Genomic DNA, 17323 nt, shown 5'->3' with positions numbered 1-17323 from the left:
ATGCAAGTGAGCGCCAGACAGGGCAGATGCGCCGACCCGATTAACCCCCCTTGGCCTCCCCAATCAGAATATCCTCGAAAAACGCCCCGATCGGCAGTGTGGGATGGCACAACTGTATCTCCAGCACCCAGACCATCTCGCTGGGTACGATCTCCACTTCAGCCAACTTGTCCTGCCCGAACAACGCATGAGGGAAATCGGCGATGCGGTGTCCTGCCAGGTTGCGCTCAAGGCGCCAGCCTTTGGAGAGGGCGCTTTGCTCGGCGAAGTCATACAACTGGCGCCCGGTCAGCCCGCGGTGCCAGGCGTCGCGGGTTTCGTCGAACACGTCATGCAGGGCTGTCACGCAGGCGCGATGCAGCGGGTGTTCGCCGAAGACGAAGGTGTCGCCATAATCGCCTTCATAGCCATCCCACACCGGGCCAAGGTCGACCACGGCGATATCGGTGGCCCGCAGCTTCCGTAGCAGGTCAACACCCTGGCGCGGTGTGCGGACGGTGTCGTCGCCAAAACGTATATAGGTCGGGTGCCAGGTGTGAGACGCGCCCATGTCCTGCAGTGTCTGGCTGGCCATTTGCAGGGCTTGCGCAGTGGTCATGCCGACTTTCAATTGGCCCGCAATGGCGGCCAGGGCTCGCACCGTTTGCTCGCGGGCCGCCAGCATGCCGTCCAGCGAGTAGCGCGGGCCGACTTTTTCCAGCACCGGGTCCAGCGCCTTGAGTGATTCCGTCTGGGGTAATGCACCGCTGGGCACGAAGGCTTCGGCGACAAAACGATGGGCCTGCGCGCCCGCTGCCAGGCAGGTTTCGCGCACCTGGTTGATCATCGTGCCATTGCCGCAGGCGTAGATTTGGCTCTCGGCCCAATGGTGGGGCTGTGCCAGCGCGACGTGCTGCACACGGGCGTCTGCCGACTGGACCCGGTGCCAGTGAAAACGTGGATGGGCCTGGCTGGCCCGCTCGAGAAATTCCGCGTCGTAGAAGTCCGTCGGGGCTGAGTTACCCCAGTACAAGGTGACCTCCGCATCGCGGGCCAGGGCCGTCAGCAGCAAAGGCTTGATGCCGGCATAACCGGTGCCGGTGGCGAACAGCACCACCGGGCGCTCGTCTTCGTGTTGCCAGGTGCAGGCGCCCACGGGGCCTTCGAGTTTCACCGTGTCACCCACTTGCAGGGTCGGCAGGATGCCTTCGGAAAACAGGCCGCCACGCACCTGGCGGATATGAAACACCAACCGGCCTTGATCCTGTGCGGGCAGATTGGCCACGGAGAAACAGCGGCTGTCGCCATCGTCGAGGCGAAACCTGAGGTACTGGCCGGGCCGGACGTCCAGTGGCTGGGCGGTGAGCAACACCAGTTCGATGATGTCGGCGCTCAGGGCGCGTTTGCCGATCACCTGTGCGCTGACTTCCAGCGCCGGCGTGTCCAGTGACCAGCCGGGGATTTCCAGGCGCAGGTCGCTGCAGGCATGGCTCTGGCACAGCAACATCTCGTCTGCCGCGAGCGGATAAGAGGGCGCCGGGGTGTCTGGCGTGTGCAGCTTTTGCCGATATTGACCGGACACCACTTTGACCTTGCACGACCCGCAGGCGCCGCGCCGGCAGGAAAAGGGCACGGCGAGACCGCTGGCCAGCATGGCGTCGAGCAGCAATTGATCGGCGGCTTCGAAGGATTTGCCCGAGGGCAGCAGTTCAACGACATGACGGTTTTGCATAAACACCTCGGGGCAATTGAGCTTCGATTATTGCGTTAGACTTAGGACCATAAGAACCTCCAGTTTTGGATAATTCACATGGTCCAGCTTCGCAAATGGCGGCCTCTGCTCAAGCTCGACGGGGCACAGCCGCAGGCGTCCTATAGAAAAATCATCGAGGGCCTGGTGGGCGCGATTGTCGACGGCCGCCTGCGCCCTGGCACGCTGTTGCCCGGCACGCGGGAGATGGCGCAATTACTGGACGTCAACCGCAAGACGGTGATCCTTGCCTACGAGGAGGGGGTGACCAAAGGCTGGCTGGTCAGCATTCAACGGCGCGGCACTTTCGTCAGTACGCAATTGGCGACCGGCACGGCGGCGTCCCCCCGCGCGGCCAAGTCATTTGCCCTGGCGCTGCAGGAGACGCCGGCGGCGGCCTATTTCACGCCGGGCGGGCAGGTGACCGCGCTGCAACAGCAGCCGGGCGCGCTGTTTTTCGATAATGGCGCCTGTGACCATCGGTTGCTGCCCCAAGCGGTGCTGCATCGCTACTACCGCAATGCCTTGCGCAACAGCTTCACCACTAACACCGTGCGCCATGGCAGCGAGAGCAGCAGCCACTACCTGCGCAATGCCCTGGCCGAAATGCTGCGCCATAATCGCGGCCTGACGGTCGACGCGGCGCAGATTTGCCTGACCCAGGGCGTGCAGATGTCGCTGTACCTGACCGCCAGCGTGCTGATCAAACCCGGTGATGTGGTGGTGGTCGAGCGCCTGAGTTACCCGCCGGCCTGGGAGATTTTCCGCCAGTTGGGCGCCCAACTGGTCACCGTGGACCTGGATGAGGAAGGCTGCCGGGTCGATCAACTGGCTGAGCTGTGCCGGATGCACAACGTGCGCATGATGTATGTCACCCCTCATCACCAGTTTCCTACCACCGTCAGCCTGCGCGCCGGGCGTCGGCAACAACTCCTGGAATTGGCCCGGCTGCATGACTTCTGCATCATCGAGGAGGACTACGACCACGAGTACCACTTTGCCGGAAGGCCCTATCTGCCCCTGGCCAGCGACAGTGCGCAGCGTCATGTGATCTACATCGGCTCACTGTCCAAGTCCCTGGGCAGCACCTTCCGTTGCAGCTACATCGTTGCACCGTCGAACGTCATCGAAGTGCTGGAGCGCAAGGCAGCGGTAAGCCTGGGGCAGGGCGATGCGGTGATGCAGCGGATGCTGGCGGACTTGATCAACGATGGCGAGCTGAAGAAGCACCTGCGTCGGGTTTCCAAAGAATACCGCCGGCGTCGGGAAACCCTGCTCGGTTGCCTGCTGGCGGCTTTTGGCGAGCAGATCTCGGTGCAGGAACCGGAGGGCGGGCTGGCGCTGTGGGTCAGGTTCGCCGACTCAATCGACGTCAATCGACTGGCTGAAAAAGCGCTGGCGCTGCAACTGGTGGTGCGCGGCGGTCGGCTGTTTTCACCGTTTGACCAACCTGAGAATGCGCTGCGCCTGGGGTTTGCCTCGCTCAACCTGGAGGAAATCCGCCTCGCTGTGCAGCGCTTGGCTCAGGCGGCGCAAGGCATGGGTGAGGATTATGCCGGCTGAACGTTGAGTGAATGCAGGCACCCATGCGGATCACCGCAGATGCCTGCCGACTTTGATGTTCACAACATTCTTTCTCGGCGGCTCGCCAAACAGCCCTTGCACGAGGCGGCCCGCCGCAATCTCCTTCACACCTGGTTTCTTTCGGCGGCGGTCTTGGCGTGACGATGGAGAAACTCGACCTGCGTGCGTAGTACCTCGGCGAAACCCGCTCCGCCTTCGTAGACGTCATAGTGGCCACCGGCGCTGCGGAACAATTCGGCGCGCGGTGCCCTGCGTGCAACCTTGAGCGCAGCAGGCACTGGCGCGATCGAGTCTGACTGCGGAATGACGAGCAGGAAGGGAACGCGCACGGAGGTGGCGCGGCGCACGGGCCGGCGCCACGAGAAACTCAGCAGGGACCGGGCAGCCACCCGGTTATGCCAGGGCGTCCCGTCCTTCGGTGTCATGAGCCTTTCCCCGAACAAACCGTCAGGTGTGGCACCGATGGACAGTTCCCCGGGTTTGCCGTGGCCGGGGATGTAGATCGGCTGGCGGCCCACCAGGGCGCCGAGAACATCGAGCAGCGCCAACCCGAACAGTCGAATGCCAAGCGTGGGCGGGGCCATGATTGCGGCGGCCAGGCCGTCCGTGAGTGGGGCCTGAGTGATGGCGCCTGCCAGGCGAGTGTCTGAGGCTGCGAGTTCGACGACATGCATGCCGGCGAACGATGTTCCCCAGATGATCACCTGGCGGGGGTCGATGTAGGGCTGGTCAGCGGCCCAGCCGATAACGGTGGCATAGTCCTCGCGCTGGCGCGGTACAGAGAGCACTTCGCGCGGTTGCCCGCCAGAGCCACCGAAGTTGCGGTAGTCGAAGGCGATGGCGACGAATCCCTCCTCGCGAAAACGCTCGGCAAACGGGGCCAGCCCGCATGCCTTGATGGCGCCGATGCCGTGGGCCATCACCACGACGGGGTGGGGGCCAGTCCCACCGGGCAGGTAGACCCAGGCTTCGATCTCGTCGCCTGACGCGGTCGGAATTCGTACGGTGATGCGCTCGGGGGCGTTGTTGAGGGGTGTCATGATTATTACCTTCCAGTCATTACTATTTACGCCCACTGCGCTGCAACAGCACGCGACGTTCCAACGGCGTTGATCCCGCCAGTTGCATGAGCAGCACCACGAGGCCCAGTGCCGAAATCAAGGCGCCCGCGAGGCCGGTGTACGAGAGGCCCAGCGTGGCGAGCGTCGTACCGCCCACCCACGAGCCCAGCGCGATACCGCAGTTGAATCCAGCGATGTTCAGCCCGGCGGCCACACCGAGGGCGTGTGGCGCATGCACCTCGGCAACCCCCATCAGGCGGGCTTGCAGGGCCGGCACTGCGGCGAAGGTGAACATGCCCAGCAGCCCGACAAGGATGCCCATGGCGATCGTCGACGACGCGAAACCCCACATCCCCAAGGCGATGAGTGCAATGCCGGCAATCAAGGCTGCGCTGGTGCGGTTTACCCCGAACCGATCGCTCAGTGCGCCGCCAATCAGGTTGCCGGTTGCGGCGAGCACGCCATAGAGGAGCATGAAGACGCCGACGGTGTGGCTGCTGACCTGTGTCACCTCAGTGAGTAACGGCGCGATATAGGTATAGGCAGTGAACGAGCCCGCATAGCCGAGCACCGTCACCAGGGCGGCGAGCAGCAGGACCGGGTTAAAGATCGCTTTAAAGGCTGCGCCCACAGAGCCGACACGTTCCTGGCCCTCAGTCATTGGCGGCTCCTTCATGCCGAGCAGCAGGCCAAGGAAGCCCACTGCACCGAATGCCCCAATTGCGCCGAGCACCGGGCGCCAAGAGATCACGCCACCCAGGTACGTGCTGACAGGTACGCCAATCGCCATGGCCAGGGTGAAGCCGGCAAACACGACCGCTACCGCGCTGCCCGCTTTCTTCGGGCCGGCAAGGCGCGCCGCTGTGCTGGAGGCCACCGCAAGGAACAGACCGTGCCCCATGCCCGCCACGAAGCGCGCAATCAGCAGGGTAGAAAGGTTTGTCGCAAAGGCTGCAGCCAGGCTGCCGGCGGTGAAGACCAGGACCGTCATCAGCATCACCCGCTTGCGCGACCATCCTGCCGTCAAGGCCGTCAGGAAGGGGGCCGCGAACGTTGCACCCAGGGCGTAGGTGGTCACGGCGCTACCCACCTGATTGACATCGATATTCAGGTTGTACGCCATGACGTCAGTCAGGCCGATGGGGACGAATTCGGCAAGGCCCAGCGCGAATGCACTGAGTGTGAAGATGTAAACGACAAAGGGCATGATGGATCTCTCGAACGGCACGGGGTCGGAGCCAACTCCGACGGATACGAAAGGTTAGAGAATTGCCTGAAATTGAAAAAATTATTATTCTGTGGTCTTCGGATAAATAATTTTATGGCTTGAGTCGACGCTAGCCTCTATCGCGATAGCGTTGCAGCCGGGACGCGATCACCTCATGAGCCATCTGGATCACCTTCGTACGTTCATTGAGGCCTACCGGCTGCAGTCGTTTACCCGGGCGGCAGAGGCGCTGGGTATTACCCAGCCGGCGGCGTCCCAGCACATCCAGGCATTGGAGGCATTTGTCGGCAAGCCCCTGTTCGTGCGGCGTGCCCGAGGCGTTACCGCGACGGAGGCGGCCGATGAACTGGCGCGGGCGGTCGGCCCCATGCTTGACGGCCTGCAAATGCGGTTGGCCACCTACCGCCTGGGCAGCGAGGGCGGGGGCACCGTGCATATCGCCGGGCCCTCCGACTTCATCAATGCGAAGGTTGCAGCAGGGCTGGCGCCATTGATGGCTCAAGGTTTCCGGATCCGCCTGCACACGGGCAACCGAGACCGCATCTACAGCCTTCTTAATGCCTCGACCGCCGACCTGGCGATCACCGCGTCCATGCCCGATGAACACTCGCACGGCTTTGCCAGGCTGCTCACCGAACGTTTTCTACTGGTGCTCGCGCCGCAGATGGCGGACGCGCTGGGTAAACACCCGACGGCGGAACGGCTAGCGAGCCTTCCGCTCATCGCCTATGACGAAGACCTGCCATTGATCCGGCCGGTGTGGACGGCCATGTTCCGGTTTGCACCGACGCTGCAGGCGGCGCTGACCATCCCGGATCTTCGCATCATTCAGGACTTGGTCATCAAGGGGCAGGGCTGGAGCGTGCTGCCCGACTACCAATGCACCGAGGCGCGGGAGTCGGGACGACTGGTTTCAATCACCCCTGAAAAGAACGCGCCTACCAACAATCTGTACCTGGTGTGGAATAAAGCCTCGATGCGCAACCCGCGCATCGTGCATGTGCGCGATTTCATCCTTGGGCTTTTCAACGAGAGCGCCAGTGCGCGCGCTTCTGATGAGGTGCTTCCAGGTTAGCTATTTGGCCTTGGCCATAGCCGTCGCCGGGCACCCGCCAATTCACTTGAGCCAGTCTTTTTTCATGCGCGCTTTCGGTTCGGCGCTGCTGAAAACTCGCCCAACGAAAACAGGGCGAAAACAGGAGGCCAGACTGCACTTAAAACAAGGGTGGCCTGATCGCAGCTTTACTCATTTTGGTAGCGAGAACGGCACGGTTGAGGTTGTAGAGGCGCAGGTCAGTAGCTGCGCACCGGAACAGCACCGTTGGCCGTCCCTTCGCTGAAACGTTCCGAAGGTCAAGCTCATCGTTTTCAGCGAGCTGCTGTTCGGGGAAGGGGTGATCCAGGCAAACGATCATAGTGCGCTGTCCATGCACTGAGTCGTCATGGGTAAGTTACCGAGGAACTCCTCGATCTGCCGACTACCCCGCAAGTGCACCACCGGAACCTGCGGCCCTGCCGCCAGCCGCACCGCTTCGATACGTGGTCGGGATTCTCGATCAAACATCCACACGTACTTCAGAAAGGTCAGGAACGCCCGGTCGAGTTTTTCGCTGCAGCCTGCGGGAATATCCGGGCGAGGGCGGTTCAGTGCGCTGCGCAGTAGCACCCGGGTAAAGCAGGTGAGCCGTGGCGTATCGAGCCAGATGATCAGGTCGGCACGGGGCAGGCGCAGGTCGAAGGTGCGCCGCGCGTAGTTGCCTTCGCACACCCAGGCATCAGGGGCCACTGCTTCGCGCACCTGCGTGCGGAACTGTTCGGCGTCGGGTTCGACCCAGCCAGGCGACCAGAACAGGCGGTCCAGGTGCACCACGGGCAGGTCGAGGCGTTCGCCGAGGGTGCGGGCGAGGGTGGATTTTCCGCTGCCGGCATTACCGAGAATCACGATGCGTTGCATGGGGGACGCCCTGTCGCGGAAAAGCCGGTAATTGTGCAGGTTTTGCATGGCCGGTTAAAGACTTATGGGGTAGGTTTACGGCCCCGGAACGGACCCTGTCGATCAAGGAAGTGCCTTATATGCAAACCCCCTTTTCCCACATCAGCGAACGCTTGAACAATCGCCGGTTTATCGTCGCCGGCAATACCCACGGGCTGTCCGGGACAGGCACGGTGTTTCATTATCATGTCGACGCCAACGCCATCTGGGGCACTTACCAGGGCGGCCGGATTCGCATGGGCAATCAAGTCGGGCGCGCCACAAGTCCCACTACCATCGAGTTGCTGTATCAGTGCCTGACCACCGAGGGCGAGATTCTGGCCGGCTGGTCCCGGGGCACCGTAGGCGTGGATGACGCCGGGCGCACCACGCTGGCCTTCGTGTGGGGCTGGTTGTCGGGCGCGGAGGGCGGTGGGGAGTCGAGCTACGTTGAGCTCGTCGCAGAGTAGCCACACGGTTTAACGCTCACTGGAACCGCTCAACCAGGTAATCGACAAAGCAACGGACCCGTGCCGGCGTGTGTGTGCCCCCCAGGAACACGGCATGAATCTCTTCCCCGTCGCCAGGGTTGAAGGCCTCCAGCAGCGGCACCAGCCGGCCCGCCTGGATCGTGTCTTCGACGGTCTCGGCGCAGACCCGTGCGATGCCGATGCCCTCGGCCGCCAATTGGCCCTGGGTGTCGCCGTTATTGGTTTCCACATGGCCCTTGATCGTCAGTGAATAGTCGTGGCCATCCTTGCGAAACGGCCAGGTGGGCGCGGCGCGTTTGAAGTTGAAGCCGATGCAGTCGTGATTCAGCAGGTCCTCCGGTACCTGCGGCGTGCCGCGCCGTGCAAGGTAGCCGGGGGAGGCGATGATGACCTTGTGGGTGGCGCCAAGCCGGCGGGAGGTCAGGGCGCTGTCGGGCAACGGGCCCATTCGCACCGCGACGTCCGCTTGGCCGGCGGCGATGTCGACCACGGTGTCGGTCAGGTTGATGTCCACCAGGATGTCCGGATAGCGTTGTATGAACTCGGCCAGCAGGGGGATCACGAAGGTCCTGCCATACAGCAGCGAACTGCTGACGCGCAGGCGCCCGCGGGGTGAGCTTTGATCGGTTATCTGCTGTTCGGTTTCCCGCAGGTCGACGAGGATCCGCCGGGCGCACGACAGGTAGGCCGCGCCCTCCGGGGTCACGGTCAGCGATCGCGTGGTTCGCAGCAACAAGCGCACCCCAAGCCGTGCTTCCATGCGGTCCAGCACCCGGGCGATGGATGACGGCGCAAGGTTCAAGTGGCGTGCAGCTGCCGAGAAACTCGCGGTTTCGGCCACGAGGGTGAAGATTTCCAGTTCGTCGGTGATGTCCACGTAAAACTCACTTATGCGTTTGGCGCAAAGGCCTTGAGCGGAGTAATGGGGTTCACAACTGATTTTGTCGGGGTGAGTATTGCGTAAAGCAATGCAATACGGAAACTCACCAGGAGAATCCCATGATCTTGCCTTACACCATCAACATCACCGACGAACGTCTGGCCGCCATCCGCGACAAAGTCGCCGCCTACGACTGGACCCAACTCCCCGATCTGGGTGGCTGGGAGGCGGGCGTTGGCGTCAATGACCTCAAGCGGCTGGTCACTTACTGGCTTGAATCCTACGACTGGCGCCAGGTGGAAAAGCACCTCAATCAACTGCCCAATTTCATCACCGAGATCGAGGGCGAGCACCTGCATTTCGTGCAGGTGCGCGGCGACGGTTCCAAGCCCCCGGTGCTGCTGCTTCACGGCTGGCCAGGTTCGTACCTTGAATTCGAGGCGTTGCTTGAACCGCTGGCGGCTGACGGACACGATGTGATCGTGCCGTCACTGCCGGGGTTTGCGTTCTCCCGGCCGATCACCGGGGTGATCGGTCCGCGTCGGGCCGCCGAGCTTATGCACGGGCTGATGGTTTGGTTGTTCGGGCATACCCGCTTTATCGTTCAGGGGGGCGACTGGGGTTCAGGCATCGCGGGCTGGATGGCCCACGACCGGCCGGAGGCGTTACTCGGGATTCACTTGAATATGGCCGACCTGGTGGCGCAGGGCACTGTCGCAACCACGCCGCAGGAGCAGGCTTTCGTTGCCCGGCGCGACGTGCTGATCGACTGGGAAACCGGCTATAACCACCTGCAGGAAACCCGCCCGCAAACCTTGGGTGTCGCGCTGGCCGACAGCCCGGTGGGGGTAGCCGGCTGGATCCTGGAAAAAATCGGCACCTGGGCCGATCTGCCCAAGAGTGCTGACGGCAGCCCGGACCTCTGGAGTCGGTTTACCGAAGCGCAATTGCTGACCAACATCATGCTGTATCTCGCCCCCTCGTCGGTGGTCACCGCAACGTGGATGTACCACGGCAAACGCCTGGAGGGCTCGTCGAAATTCCCGGTCGGCACTCACATTCAAGTACCGACCGGATTCGCCGCCTTTCGCGACCCGGTGTTCGTGCCGCCGCCGCGCTCATTTGCCGAGAAGACGTTCAACATCGTGCACTGGAGCGAGATGCCGGCCGGTGGTCACTTTGCGGCCTGGGAACAGCCGGCGTTGATGCTGGCGGACTTGAGAACCTTCATTGCCAAGGTCTCGGCTTGAGCATCAAATCCAGGTTTTGCACGGCGGCCCCCGCGGCGCCCTTGCCGAGGTTGTCGAATACGGCCGCCAGCAAGACCTGGCCTGTCTCGTGGTTTTCACGCACGATCAAGCGCACGTCATCCGTGCCATTCAGGGCTTGAGGGTCCAGGTAGGTCAGCTCGTTGGCGGCCTGCATCGACAGCACCTGTACGTGACGGGCATCGCGGTAGTGCTGTGTCAGGCAGGCATGCAACTGTGCGGCATCCACTCCCGGTGCCAATAACCGCAGTTGCAGCGGGATGGTCAGGACGATGCCCTGGCGGAAGGCGCCGTAGGCCGGCACAAATATCGGCCGCTCCGTCAGCCCGCTTTGCAGCTGAATCTCAGGCACGTGCTTGTGCGCCAGCCCCAGGCCGTACACCAGAAAAGCAGGTGCCTGTGAGGCGTCGCTTCCCTCATGCTCCTGCACCCCGGCGCGACCTTTGCCGGAATAGCCCGAGACCGCATGAATGGTCGTCGGGTAGTCCTTGGGCAACAGCCCGGCCTCAAGCAACGGGCGCAGCAACCCGATCGCCCCGGTGGGATAGCAGCCGGGGTTGCTGACCCGCTGCGCTGTCGCAATGCGTTGGGCCTGCTGCGGATTCATCTCGGCGAAACCATAGGTCCAGTCGGGATGGGTACGGTGCGCCGAACTGGCGTCGATCACCCGCACGGCCGGGTTTTTGATGCTCGCGACAGCCTCCCGTGCGGCGTCATCGGGCAAGCAGAGAATCGCGATGTCGCAGGCGTTGATCATCTCGGCGCGCTGTTGGGGGTCTTTGCGGTGTTCGGCGCTGAGGGTGATCAGTTGCAGGTCGGTGCGGTCGCGCAGCCGTTGATGGATCTGCAAGCCGGTGGTGCCTTGGTCGCCATCGATAAATACAAGAGGATTTGCCATGGGATGCGCTCGAAGAGGAAATCAGGTGTTCCAATCTTCGGTGAGCGGCTAGCATAGGAAAAGTTGAATTTCCAAACGATGGAATTCAGTTTTTCTGAATGAGGAGTGACCCATGCGCGAAATCAGCCTGGACCGCCTGCGCACGCTGGTGGCGATTGCCGACCTCGGTTCGTTCGCCGAAGCGGCGCGCATGCTGAACCTCGCGCCACCCACCGTCAGCTTGCACATCGCCGACCTGGAGGCGCGGGTAGGCGGGCAGTTGTTGTCACGTACCCGCGGGCGTGTGCAGCCTTCGGCGATCGGTGAAACCCTGGTTGAGCGTGCGCGCCGATTGTTGGCGGATGCGGAACAGGCGTTGGAGGAGGTGGAGCGTCAGGTGCTGGGGCTGGCCGGGCGTGTGCGTCTGGGCGCGTCCACCGGGGCCATTGCGCAGTTGCTGCCGCAAGCGTTGGAAACCTTGAGTCAACACCATCCCGCGATCGATGTGCAGGTGGCAGTGCTCACGTCGCAGGACACGCTGAAAAAGCTCGCCGAGGGTGCCCTGGAGATCGGCCTGGTGGCGCTGCCACAGGCGCCGGTGAAGGGGTTGCGGATTGAGCCATGGCGCCGCGATCCGGTCATGGCTTTTTTGCCCGCACGCCGGGAATGCCCCGCGGTGGTGACACCCGCGTGGCTGGCCGCCCAACCCTTGATCCTGAATGACACCACCACCCGGCTGTCGCGCCTGACGTCCGAGTGGTTTGCCAATGACGGGCATCAGCCCACACCGCGCATTCAACTGAACTACAACGATGCGATCAAAAGCCTGGTGGCCGCCGGTTATGGGGCGACGTTGTTGCCCCATGAAGCATCTACGCTTTTGCCCGACGCCCGGATCGTGATGCGGCCATTGCAGCCGTTGTTGTGGCGACAACTGGGTATCGCCCATCGCGCCGGGGACGTCGAGCGGCCGACGCAACACGTGCTGGATGTGTTGTGGGGGTTGAGCGCGGGTTAGGCGCCTCAGGCAATCGGGATCAATGGATCTGCAGCGGCCCAGGCGGCTTCGCGGTTGGCGGCCGGTGGGTAGATCCACACGGTGTTGATCTGCGTCTTCAGGGATTTGCCTTCCTGCCCGGTCAACTTGACCTGGCGATCCCAACCTTCGGTGTACACCGCGCCCCATGCGCCCAGGTCCAGGCAGGTCACGTATTTGGGCTGACGGTAGGGCGTGGCGGCCACTCCCAGCATCTGCGCGGCCACGTTGTTACCGGCATGGCGACCCAGCACGATCGCGTGCTGGCACGTCATCAGTGCGTGGTTGCCCAGGTCATCGGTGGCAGCGTAGGCCACATCGCCGGTGGCGAAGATGTCTGGCTGGCCGATGACTTGCAGGTGCGCGTCCACATGCAGGCGGCCGAGGGCATCGCGTTCGCCCGGAATCTGTTCGGTCAACGAGCTGGCGCGCACGCCGGTGGTCCAGATGACGGTCTTTGCGGCGATCCGCTGGCCATCGTCAAGGGTGACGCCGTTTTCATCGACGGCGACCACCGAGGATTTCAGGCGCCATTTCACCCCCAGTTGTTCGCAGGCGTGTGCAATCGACTGGCTGATCTCGGCCCCCATGGACGCGCCGACTTTTGCGCCGCGATCAACGATGATCACTTCGATGTCGGCGTCGTCACCCAGGAGGGTCCGCAGGCGTGCCGGCATTTCGGTCGCTGTTTCAATCCCGGTGAAGCCTCCGCCGGCCACCACGACGGTGTTGCGGCCGACGCTATCCGGAAGGGCGGCCAGGGACTTGAGGTGGTTCTCCAGGCGTACGGCTTGCTCTATCTGGTCCACATCGAAGGCGTATTGCGCAACGCCTGGCATGTTGGGCGCCGCGAGACGGCTGCCGGTGGCCAGCACCAGTTTGTCGTAGCGGCATACCTGGGGGGTGCCGCTGGCGTCGAGGTAACCCACCTGTTTTTGCGCAACATCAATGCGCTCGGCAGCGCCCTTGATGAAGTTGACACCTACCGAGTCGAACAGCTCACCAAGGGGCGTGGCCAGTTGGTGGGCATTCGGTTCGTAGAAGCGTGGACGTACGCGCAACTCGGCCTGCGGGGCAAGCACGGTGACTTCAACGTCGCCGTGACCGTGAATGTCGAACAGGCGCGTCGCGCTCAACGCGGCCCACATGCCCCCGAAACCTGCGCCAATAACCAGAATCTGCTGTTTCATGTTTAACCCCGGGTGAGAAGTGATGAGTTCGTGAGCGAGCGGCTCTCGATAACTACGACTATATTGATCGTAGTTACAGGAGGCAAGAAATTTATCTGCCCCGTTTTCTCGGGAAGGTCCTTGCTGATGAGACCGATGGTGGCTAAAATATGCGACTCATTTAGTCGGAGATTTAGATGCCTCTTTACAGCGCAGGCGTTGAATACGGCATTCACTGCCTGGTGTTTCTGGTAGGCGATGGTGGCGAGAGCCGCGAGGCCAGCGTGCGTGATCTTGCCGAGTTGCAAGGCGTGCCCCTGGATTACCTGGCGAAGATCTTCACCAAGCTGGCCAAGGCAAAACTGGTGGTGGCCACCGAAGGCGTGCGGGGTGGGTTCAAGCTGTCGAGGTCTTCGGACGAGATCAGCATCCTGGATATCGTCAACGCGATTGACGGCCAGAAGCTGATTTTTGATTGCCGGGAAATCCGCGGCCGCTGTGCGCTGTTCGAAGGCAAGCCGCCGGCCTGGGCGCTGGACGGGCATTGCTCGATTCACGCCGCGATGATGACCGCCCAAAAACGCATGGAAGAAGCCCTGGCCCAACAAACCATCCTTGACCTTGCCCGAAAGGTCAGCCGCAAGTCGCCCGCCGACTTCCAGACCCAGGTGGGCCAATGGATAAACGACCGTCGGGAAAAGAAGGGCAGTGCGCCGGCACCGGATGACCAGACCATCCCGGTCACCCACGTCTCGGACTGAGCAACGCCTCACGCGTTGCTGCGTGAATTCATACGATTTGCCTATGGATACCTTCCTGAATCCGGTATTTACCGCGGCCGTCATATCCTTGAAATTGGCAGCTTTTGGGCCGCCGCAGCCGTTGGTGCGATAGCCTTTTTCAAGGAGTCTTTGTATGCCATTCACTCACACCCAGCTCCCCCTGACGGTCGACGGTGTGCCGTTGAACATCGCCACGATCCACCGCACGGGCACCCTGGCGCCGATTGTGTTCCTGCATGGCTTCGGCTCCACCAAGGAAGACTACGCCGACATCGTCCTGCAGCCCGCGTTTGATGGTCATCCGTTTGTCGCCTACGACGCCCCCGGTTGCGGTGAAAGCCAGTGTAGCGACCTCTCGCGAATCTCCATCCCGTTCCTGCTGCAGACCGCCGTGCAGGTGCTGGAGCATTTCCACATCGAGCAGTTCCATCTGGTGGGCCACTCCATGGGCGGCCTGACCGCCCTGATGCTGGCGCACCGGTTCCCGGGCCGGGTGCTGAGCTTTGTCGATATCGAAGGCAATATCGCCCCCGAAGACTGCTTCCTCAGCCGGCAGATCGTCGACTATCCGGCGGATGATCCCGAGGCGTTTTTCACCGCGTTCATCGAGCGCACCCGCCAGGCGCCGGCCTATGCCAGCGCGCTCTATTCGGCGAGCCTGAGGCATAAAGTGCGCGCCGGTGCGGTGCGGGGGATTTTCCAGTCGATGGTCGAGCTGTCGGATAACGCCGACCTGATGGGCAAATTCCTCGGCCTGGCATGCCCGCGTATGTTCATGTACGGCGAGCAGAACGCCCATCTGTCGTACCTGGCGCATATCCAGGCGCACGGCGTGCGGTTGGCGCCGATTGCCCAGTGCGGGCACTTCCCGATGTACTCCAACCCGATCGCGATGTGGCAACAGATCGCGGACTTTCAGCGCGGCGGATAACAGGCTCCAGCGATCGGCCCGGCCCGAAAGCACAAGACTTACGCCTCGAAACCCGGATAATGGCGGCCATATTTTGCTCGCTATTCTGGTAATCCCGCATGGAAATCAAGGTCAACTTTCTCGACAACCTTCGACTTGAAGCCAAGTTCGACGACTTCACCGTGGTGGCCGATCAGCCTATTCGCTACAAGGGCGATGGCTCGGCCCCCGGTCCGTTCGATTACTTCCTGGCGTCGTCGGCGTTGTGTGCGGCCTACTTTGTGAAGTTGTACTGCGAAACCCGCAACATCCCCACCGACAACATTCGCCTGTCCCAGAACAACATCGTCGACCCGGAAAACCGCTACAACCAGATCTTCAAGATCCAGGTGGAACTGCCGGCGGATATCTCCGACAAGGACCGCCAGGGCATCTTGCGTTCCATCGACCGTTGCACGGTAAAAAAGGTCGTGCAGGCCGGGCCGGAGTTTGTGATCGAAGAAGTGGAAAACCTGGATGCCGATGCGCAGGCGTTGTTGATGCCGAGCGCGGCGTCCGATGCCGGTACTTACATCGCGGGCAAGGACCTGCCGCTGGAAAAAACCATCGCCAACATGTCGGCCATCCTGGCGGGCCTGGGCATGAAGATCGAGATCGCGTCGTGGCGCAATATCGTGCCCAACGTGTGGTCGCTGCATATCCGCGATGCCCACTCGCCGATGTGCTTTACCAACGGCAAAGGCGCCACCAAGGAAGGCGCACTGGCGTCGGCGTTGGGCGAGTTTATCGAGCGGCTGAACTGCAACTTCTTCTACAACGACCAGTTCTGGGGCGAAGACATCGCCAACGCGGCGTTTGTGCATTACCCGGACGAGCGCTGGTTCAAGCCCGGCCGTAAAGACGAGTTGCCGCCGGAAATCCTCGACGCCCACTGCCTGCATATCTACAACCGCGATGGCGAGCTGCGCGGCTCGCACCTGTACGACACCAACTCCGGCAACGAAGAACGCGGCATTGTTTCGCTGCCGTTTGTGCGCCAGTCCGATGGCGAGGTGGTGTATTTCCCGTCCAACCTGATCGAGAACCTGTACCTCAGCAACGGCATGAGTGCCGGCAACACCCTGGCTGAAGCCCAGGTGCAGTGCCTGTCGGAGATCTTCGAGCGTGCAGTGAAACGCGAAATCATCGAAGGCGAATTTGCGCTGCCGGATGTGCCCCAGGAAGTGCTGGCGAAATTTCCCGGCATCCTGGCCGGGATTCAGGGCCTGGAAGCCCAGGGCTTCCCGGTACTGGTGAAGGATGCGTCGTTGGGCGGTGAATTCCCGGTGATGTGCGTGACCTTGATGAACCCGCGCACCGGCGGCGTATTCGCCTCGTTCGGCGCCCACCCAAGCCTGGAAGTGGCGCTGGAACGCAGCCTCACCGAGCTGCTGCAAGGCCGCAGCTTCGAAGGCCTGAACGACTTGCCGCAGCCGACGTTTGAAGGCCACGCGGTGACCGAGCCGAACAACTTTGTCGAGCACTTCATCGACTCCAGCGGCGTGGTGTCGTGGCGCTTCTTCAGCTCGAAGTCGGATTACGAATTCGTCGAATGGGACTTCTCCGGCCAGGGTGAAAACTCCAACGCCGAGGAAGCCGCGACGTTGTTCGGCATCCTCGAAGGCATGGGCAAGGAAGTGTACATGGCGGTGTACGAGCACATCGGCGCGACCGCCTGCCGCATCCTGGTGCCGGACTATTCGGAGATCTACCCGATCGACGACCTGATCTGGGACAACACCAACAAGGCGCTGTTTTTCCGCGAAGACATCCTGAACCTGCACCGCCTTGACGAAGCCGAGCTGAAGGGCCTGGTTGAGCGCCTGGTGGAAAGTGAGCTGGACGACTACACCGACATCACCACCTTGATCGGCATCGAGTTTGACGACAATACCGCGTGGGGGCAGTTGACCATCCTGGAACTGAAGCTGCTGATATACCTGGCCTTGCAGCAGTTCGAAGAAGCCAAGGAACTGGTGGAGATGTTCCAGCAGTACAACGACAACACCGTCGAGCGCGGGCTGTTCTACCAGGCCGTGAATGCGGTGCTGGAGATGGAACTGGACGAAGACCTGGAACTGGCGGACTACGAAGTGAACTTGCGCCGGATGTTTGGCAACGAGCGGATGGACGCAGCGATTGGTTCGGTGAACGGCAGCGTGCGGTTCTACGGCTTGACGCCGACGAGCATGAAGCTGGAAGGGCTGGATCGGCATCTGCGGTTGATTGACAGCTACAAGAAGCTGCATGCGGCGCGGGCTAACACGGCACGCTGATCGATCTACGAAGAATACCTG

Annotated in this window: 15 protein-coding genes; 8 read left to right on the top strand and 7 right to left on the bottom strand. The window is 62.2% G+C overall.

Going from position 1 to position 17323, the window contains the following annotated elements; genetic code table 11:
• Positions 1-40: 40 nt before the first annotated feature.
• Positions 41-1711, bottom strand: a complete 1671-nt coding sequence (locus HX855_RS04320; protein WP_177088998.1) for a M24 family metallopeptidase — start codon at positions 1709-1711, stop codon at positions 41-43.
• Between the two features lie 78 nt (positions 1712-1789).
• Between HX855_RS04320 and HX855_RS04315 the strand changes: the two genes are divergently transcribed.
• A complete protein-coding gene (locus HX855_RS04315) occupies positions 1790-3292 on the top strand; it encodes a PLP-dependent aminotransferase family protein (protein WP_177088997.1) in 1503 nt (500 codons plus the stop codon).
• A 125-nt stretch (positions 3293-3417) separates the two neighbouring features.
• On the opposite strand, the gene HX855_RS04310 is transcribed toward HX855_RS04315, so the two are convergent.
• Positions 3418-4353 (bottom strand): alpha/beta hydrolase, encoded by a 936-nt coding sequence (locus tag HX855_RS04310; protein ID WP_177088996.1) that lies wholly within the window; start codon positions 4351-4353, stop codon positions 3418-3420.
• A 22-nt stretch (positions 4354-4375) separates the two neighbouring features.
• Positions 4376-5581, bottom strand: coding sequence for an MFS transporter (locus HX855_RS04305; protein WP_177088995.1), 1206 nt, complete (start codon positions 5579-5581; stop codon positions 4376-4378).
• A gap of 175 nt (positions 5582-5756) precedes the next feature.
• Between HX855_RS04305 and HX855_RS04300 the strand changes: the two genes are divergently transcribed.
• Positions 5757-6677: a LysR family transcriptional regulator gene (locus tag HX855_RS04300; RefSeq protein WP_177088994.1), complete on the top strand. Its 921-nt coding sequence runs from the start codon at positions 5757-5759 to the stop codon at positions 6675-6677.
• Between the two features lie 336 nt (positions 6678-7013).
• On the opposite strand, the gene HX855_RS04295 is transcribed toward HX855_RS04300, so the two are convergent.
• The gene (locus HX855_RS04295) at positions 7014-7556 is read right to left on the bottom strand and encodes an AAA family ATPase (RefSeq protein ID WP_177088993.1); all 543 of its coding nucleotides are present in this window, start codon (positions 7554-7556) and stop codon (positions 7014-7016) included.
• A gap of 119 nt (positions 7557-7675) precedes the next feature.
• Between HX855_RS04295 and HX855_RS04290 the strand changes: the two genes are divergently transcribed.
• Positions 7676-8044: a hypothetical protein gene (locus tag HX855_RS04290; RefSeq protein WP_177088992.1), complete on the top strand. Its 369-nt coding sequence runs from the start codon at positions 7676-7678 to the stop codon at positions 8042-8044.
• Between the two features lie 16 nt (positions 8045-8060).
• Here the strand turns inward: HX855_RS04290 and HX855_RS04285 are convergent, their stop codons facing one another.
• Positions 8061-8942 carry a LysR family transcriptional regulator gene (locus HX855_RS04285; RefSeq protein ID WP_177088991.1) on the bottom strand — a complete coding sequence of 294 codons (882 nt, stop codon included), beginning with the start codon at positions 8940-8942 and terminating at the stop codon, positions 8061-8063.
• A 122-nt stretch (positions 8943-9064) separates the two neighbouring features.
• Between HX855_RS04285 and HX855_RS04280 the strand changes: the two genes are divergently transcribed.
• Positions 9065-10195: an epoxide hydrolase family protein gene (locus HX855_RS04280; protein WP_177088990.1), complete on the top strand. Its 1131-nt coding sequence runs from the start codon at positions 9065-9067 to the stop codon at positions 10193-10195.
• Here HX855_RS04280 and argC read toward each other — a convergent pair.
• Positions 10173-11111 carry an N-acetyl-gamma-glutamyl-phosphate reductase gene (gene argC / locus HX855_RS04275; protein ID WP_177088989.1) on the bottom strand — a complete coding sequence of 313 codons (939 nt, stop codon included), beginning with the start codon at positions 11109-11111 and terminating at the stop codon, positions 10173-10175. The genes HX855_RS04280 and argC overlap by 23 nt on opposite strands.
• 112 nt (positions 11112-11223) lie before the next feature.
• Here argC and HX855_RS04270 point away from each other — a divergent pair, with 112 nt between their 5' ends.
• On the top strand, positions 11224-12108 hold the full coding sequence (locus HX855_RS04270) for a LysR family transcriptional regulator (protein WP_177088988.1): 885 nt from the start codon (positions 11224-11226) through the stop codon (positions 12106-12108).
• A 5-nt stretch (positions 12109-12113) separates the two neighbouring features.
• On the opposite strand, the gene HX855_RS04265 is transcribed toward HX855_RS04270, so the two are convergent.
• Positions 12114-13316: an NAD(P)/FAD-dependent oxidoreductase gene (locus tag HX855_RS04265; protein WP_177088987.1), complete on the bottom strand. Its 1203-nt coding sequence runs from the start codon at positions 13314-13316 to the stop codon at positions 12114-12116.
• Positions 13317-13492: 176 nt separating this feature from the next.
• Here HX855_RS04265 and HX855_RS04260 point away from each other — a divergent pair, with 176 nt between their 5' ends.
• The 3 genes from HX855_RS04260 to HX855_RS04250 all read left to right on the top strand — a co-directional run bounded on the left by HX855_RS04260 (position 13493) and on the right by HX855_RS04250 (position 17302).
• Entirely contained in the window at positions 13493-14056 is a 564-nt protein-coding gene (locus HX855_RS04260; protein ID WP_177088986.1) for an Rrf2 family transcriptional regulator, read from the top strand.
• A gap of 154 nt (positions 14057-14210) precedes the next feature.
• Positions 14211-15008, top strand: coding sequence for an alpha/beta fold hydrolase (locus HX855_RS04255; protein ID WP_177088985.1), 798 nt, complete (start codon positions 14211-14213; stop codon positions 15006-15008).
• A 98-nt stretch (positions 15009-15106) separates the two neighbouring features.
• Complete coding sequence (locus tag HX855_RS04250) at positions 15107-17302, top strand: OsmC domain/YcaO domain-containing protein (RefSeq protein ID WP_177088984.1); 2196 nt, start codon at positions 15107-15109, stop codon at positions 17300-17302.
• Positions 17303-17323: the final 21 nt, after the last annotated feature.

The organism is Pseudomonas sp. IPO3778 (assembly GCF_013386825.1).
GTDB lineage: Bacteria > Pseudomonadota > Gammaproteobacteria > Pseudomonadales > Pseudomonadaceae > Aquipseudomonas.
This window is presented reverse-complemented; position numbering and strand designations above follow the sequence as displayed.

Excerpts from the sequence above, each read along its gene's own strand:
- argC (WP_177088989.1), bottom strand. The coding sequence starts at position 11,111 with ATGGCAAATCCTCTTGTATTTATCGATGGCGACCAAGGCACCACCGGC.
- HX855_RS04300 (WP_177088994.1), top strand. The coding sequence starts at position 5,757 with ATGAGCCATCTGGATCACCTTCGTACGTTCATTGAGGCCTACCGGCTG.
- HX855_RS04250 (WP_177088984.1), top strand. The coding sequence starts at position 15,107 with ATGGAAATCAAGGTCAACTTTCTCGACAACCTTCGACTTGAAGCCAAG.
- HX855_RS04270 (WP_177088988.1), top strand. The coding sequence starts at position 11,224 with ATGCGCGAAATCAGCCTGGACCGCCTGCGCACGCTGGTGGCGATTGCC.
- HX855_RS04310 (WP_177088996.1), bottom strand. The coding sequence starts at position 4,353 with ATGACACCCCTCAACAACGCCCCCGAGCGCATCACCGTACGAATTCCG.
- HX855_RS04265 (WP_177088987.1), bottom strand. The coding sequence starts at position 13,316 with ATGAAACAGCAGATTCTGGTTATTGGCGCAGGTTTCGGGGGCATGTGG.
- HX855_RS04320 (WP_177088998.1), bottom strand. The coding sequence starts at position 1,711 with ATGCAAAACCGTCATGTCGTTGAACTGCTGCCCTCGGGCAAATCCTTC.
- HX855_RS04290 (WP_177088992.1), top strand. The coding sequence starts at position 7,676 with ATGCAAACCCCCTTTTCCCACATCAGCGAACGCTTGAACAATCGCCGG.
- HX855_RS04280 (WP_177088990.1), top strand. The coding sequence starts at position 9,065 with ATGATCTTGCCTTACACCATCAACATCACCGACGAACGTCTGGCCGCC.
- HX855_RS04295 (WP_177088993.1), bottom strand. The coding sequence starts at position 7,556 with ATGCAACGCATCGTGATTCTCGGTAATGCCGGCAGCGGAAAATCCACC.
- HX855_RS04260 (WP_177088986.1), top strand. The coding sequence starts at position 13,493 with ATGCCTCTTTACAGCGCAGGCGTTGAATACGGCATTCACTGCCTGGTG.
- HX855_RS04255 (WP_177088985.1), top strand. The coding sequence starts at position 14,211 with ATGCCATTCACTCACACCCAGCTCCCCCTGACGGTCGACGGTGTGCCG.
- HX855_RS04315 (WP_177088997.1), top strand. The coding sequence starts at position 1,790 with ATGGTCCAGCTTCGCAAATGGCGGCCTCTGCTCAAGCTCGACGGGGCA.
- HX855_RS04305 (WP_177088995.1), bottom strand. The coding sequence starts at position 5,581 with ATGCCCTTTGTCGTTTACATCTTCACACTCAGTGCATTCGCGCTGGGC.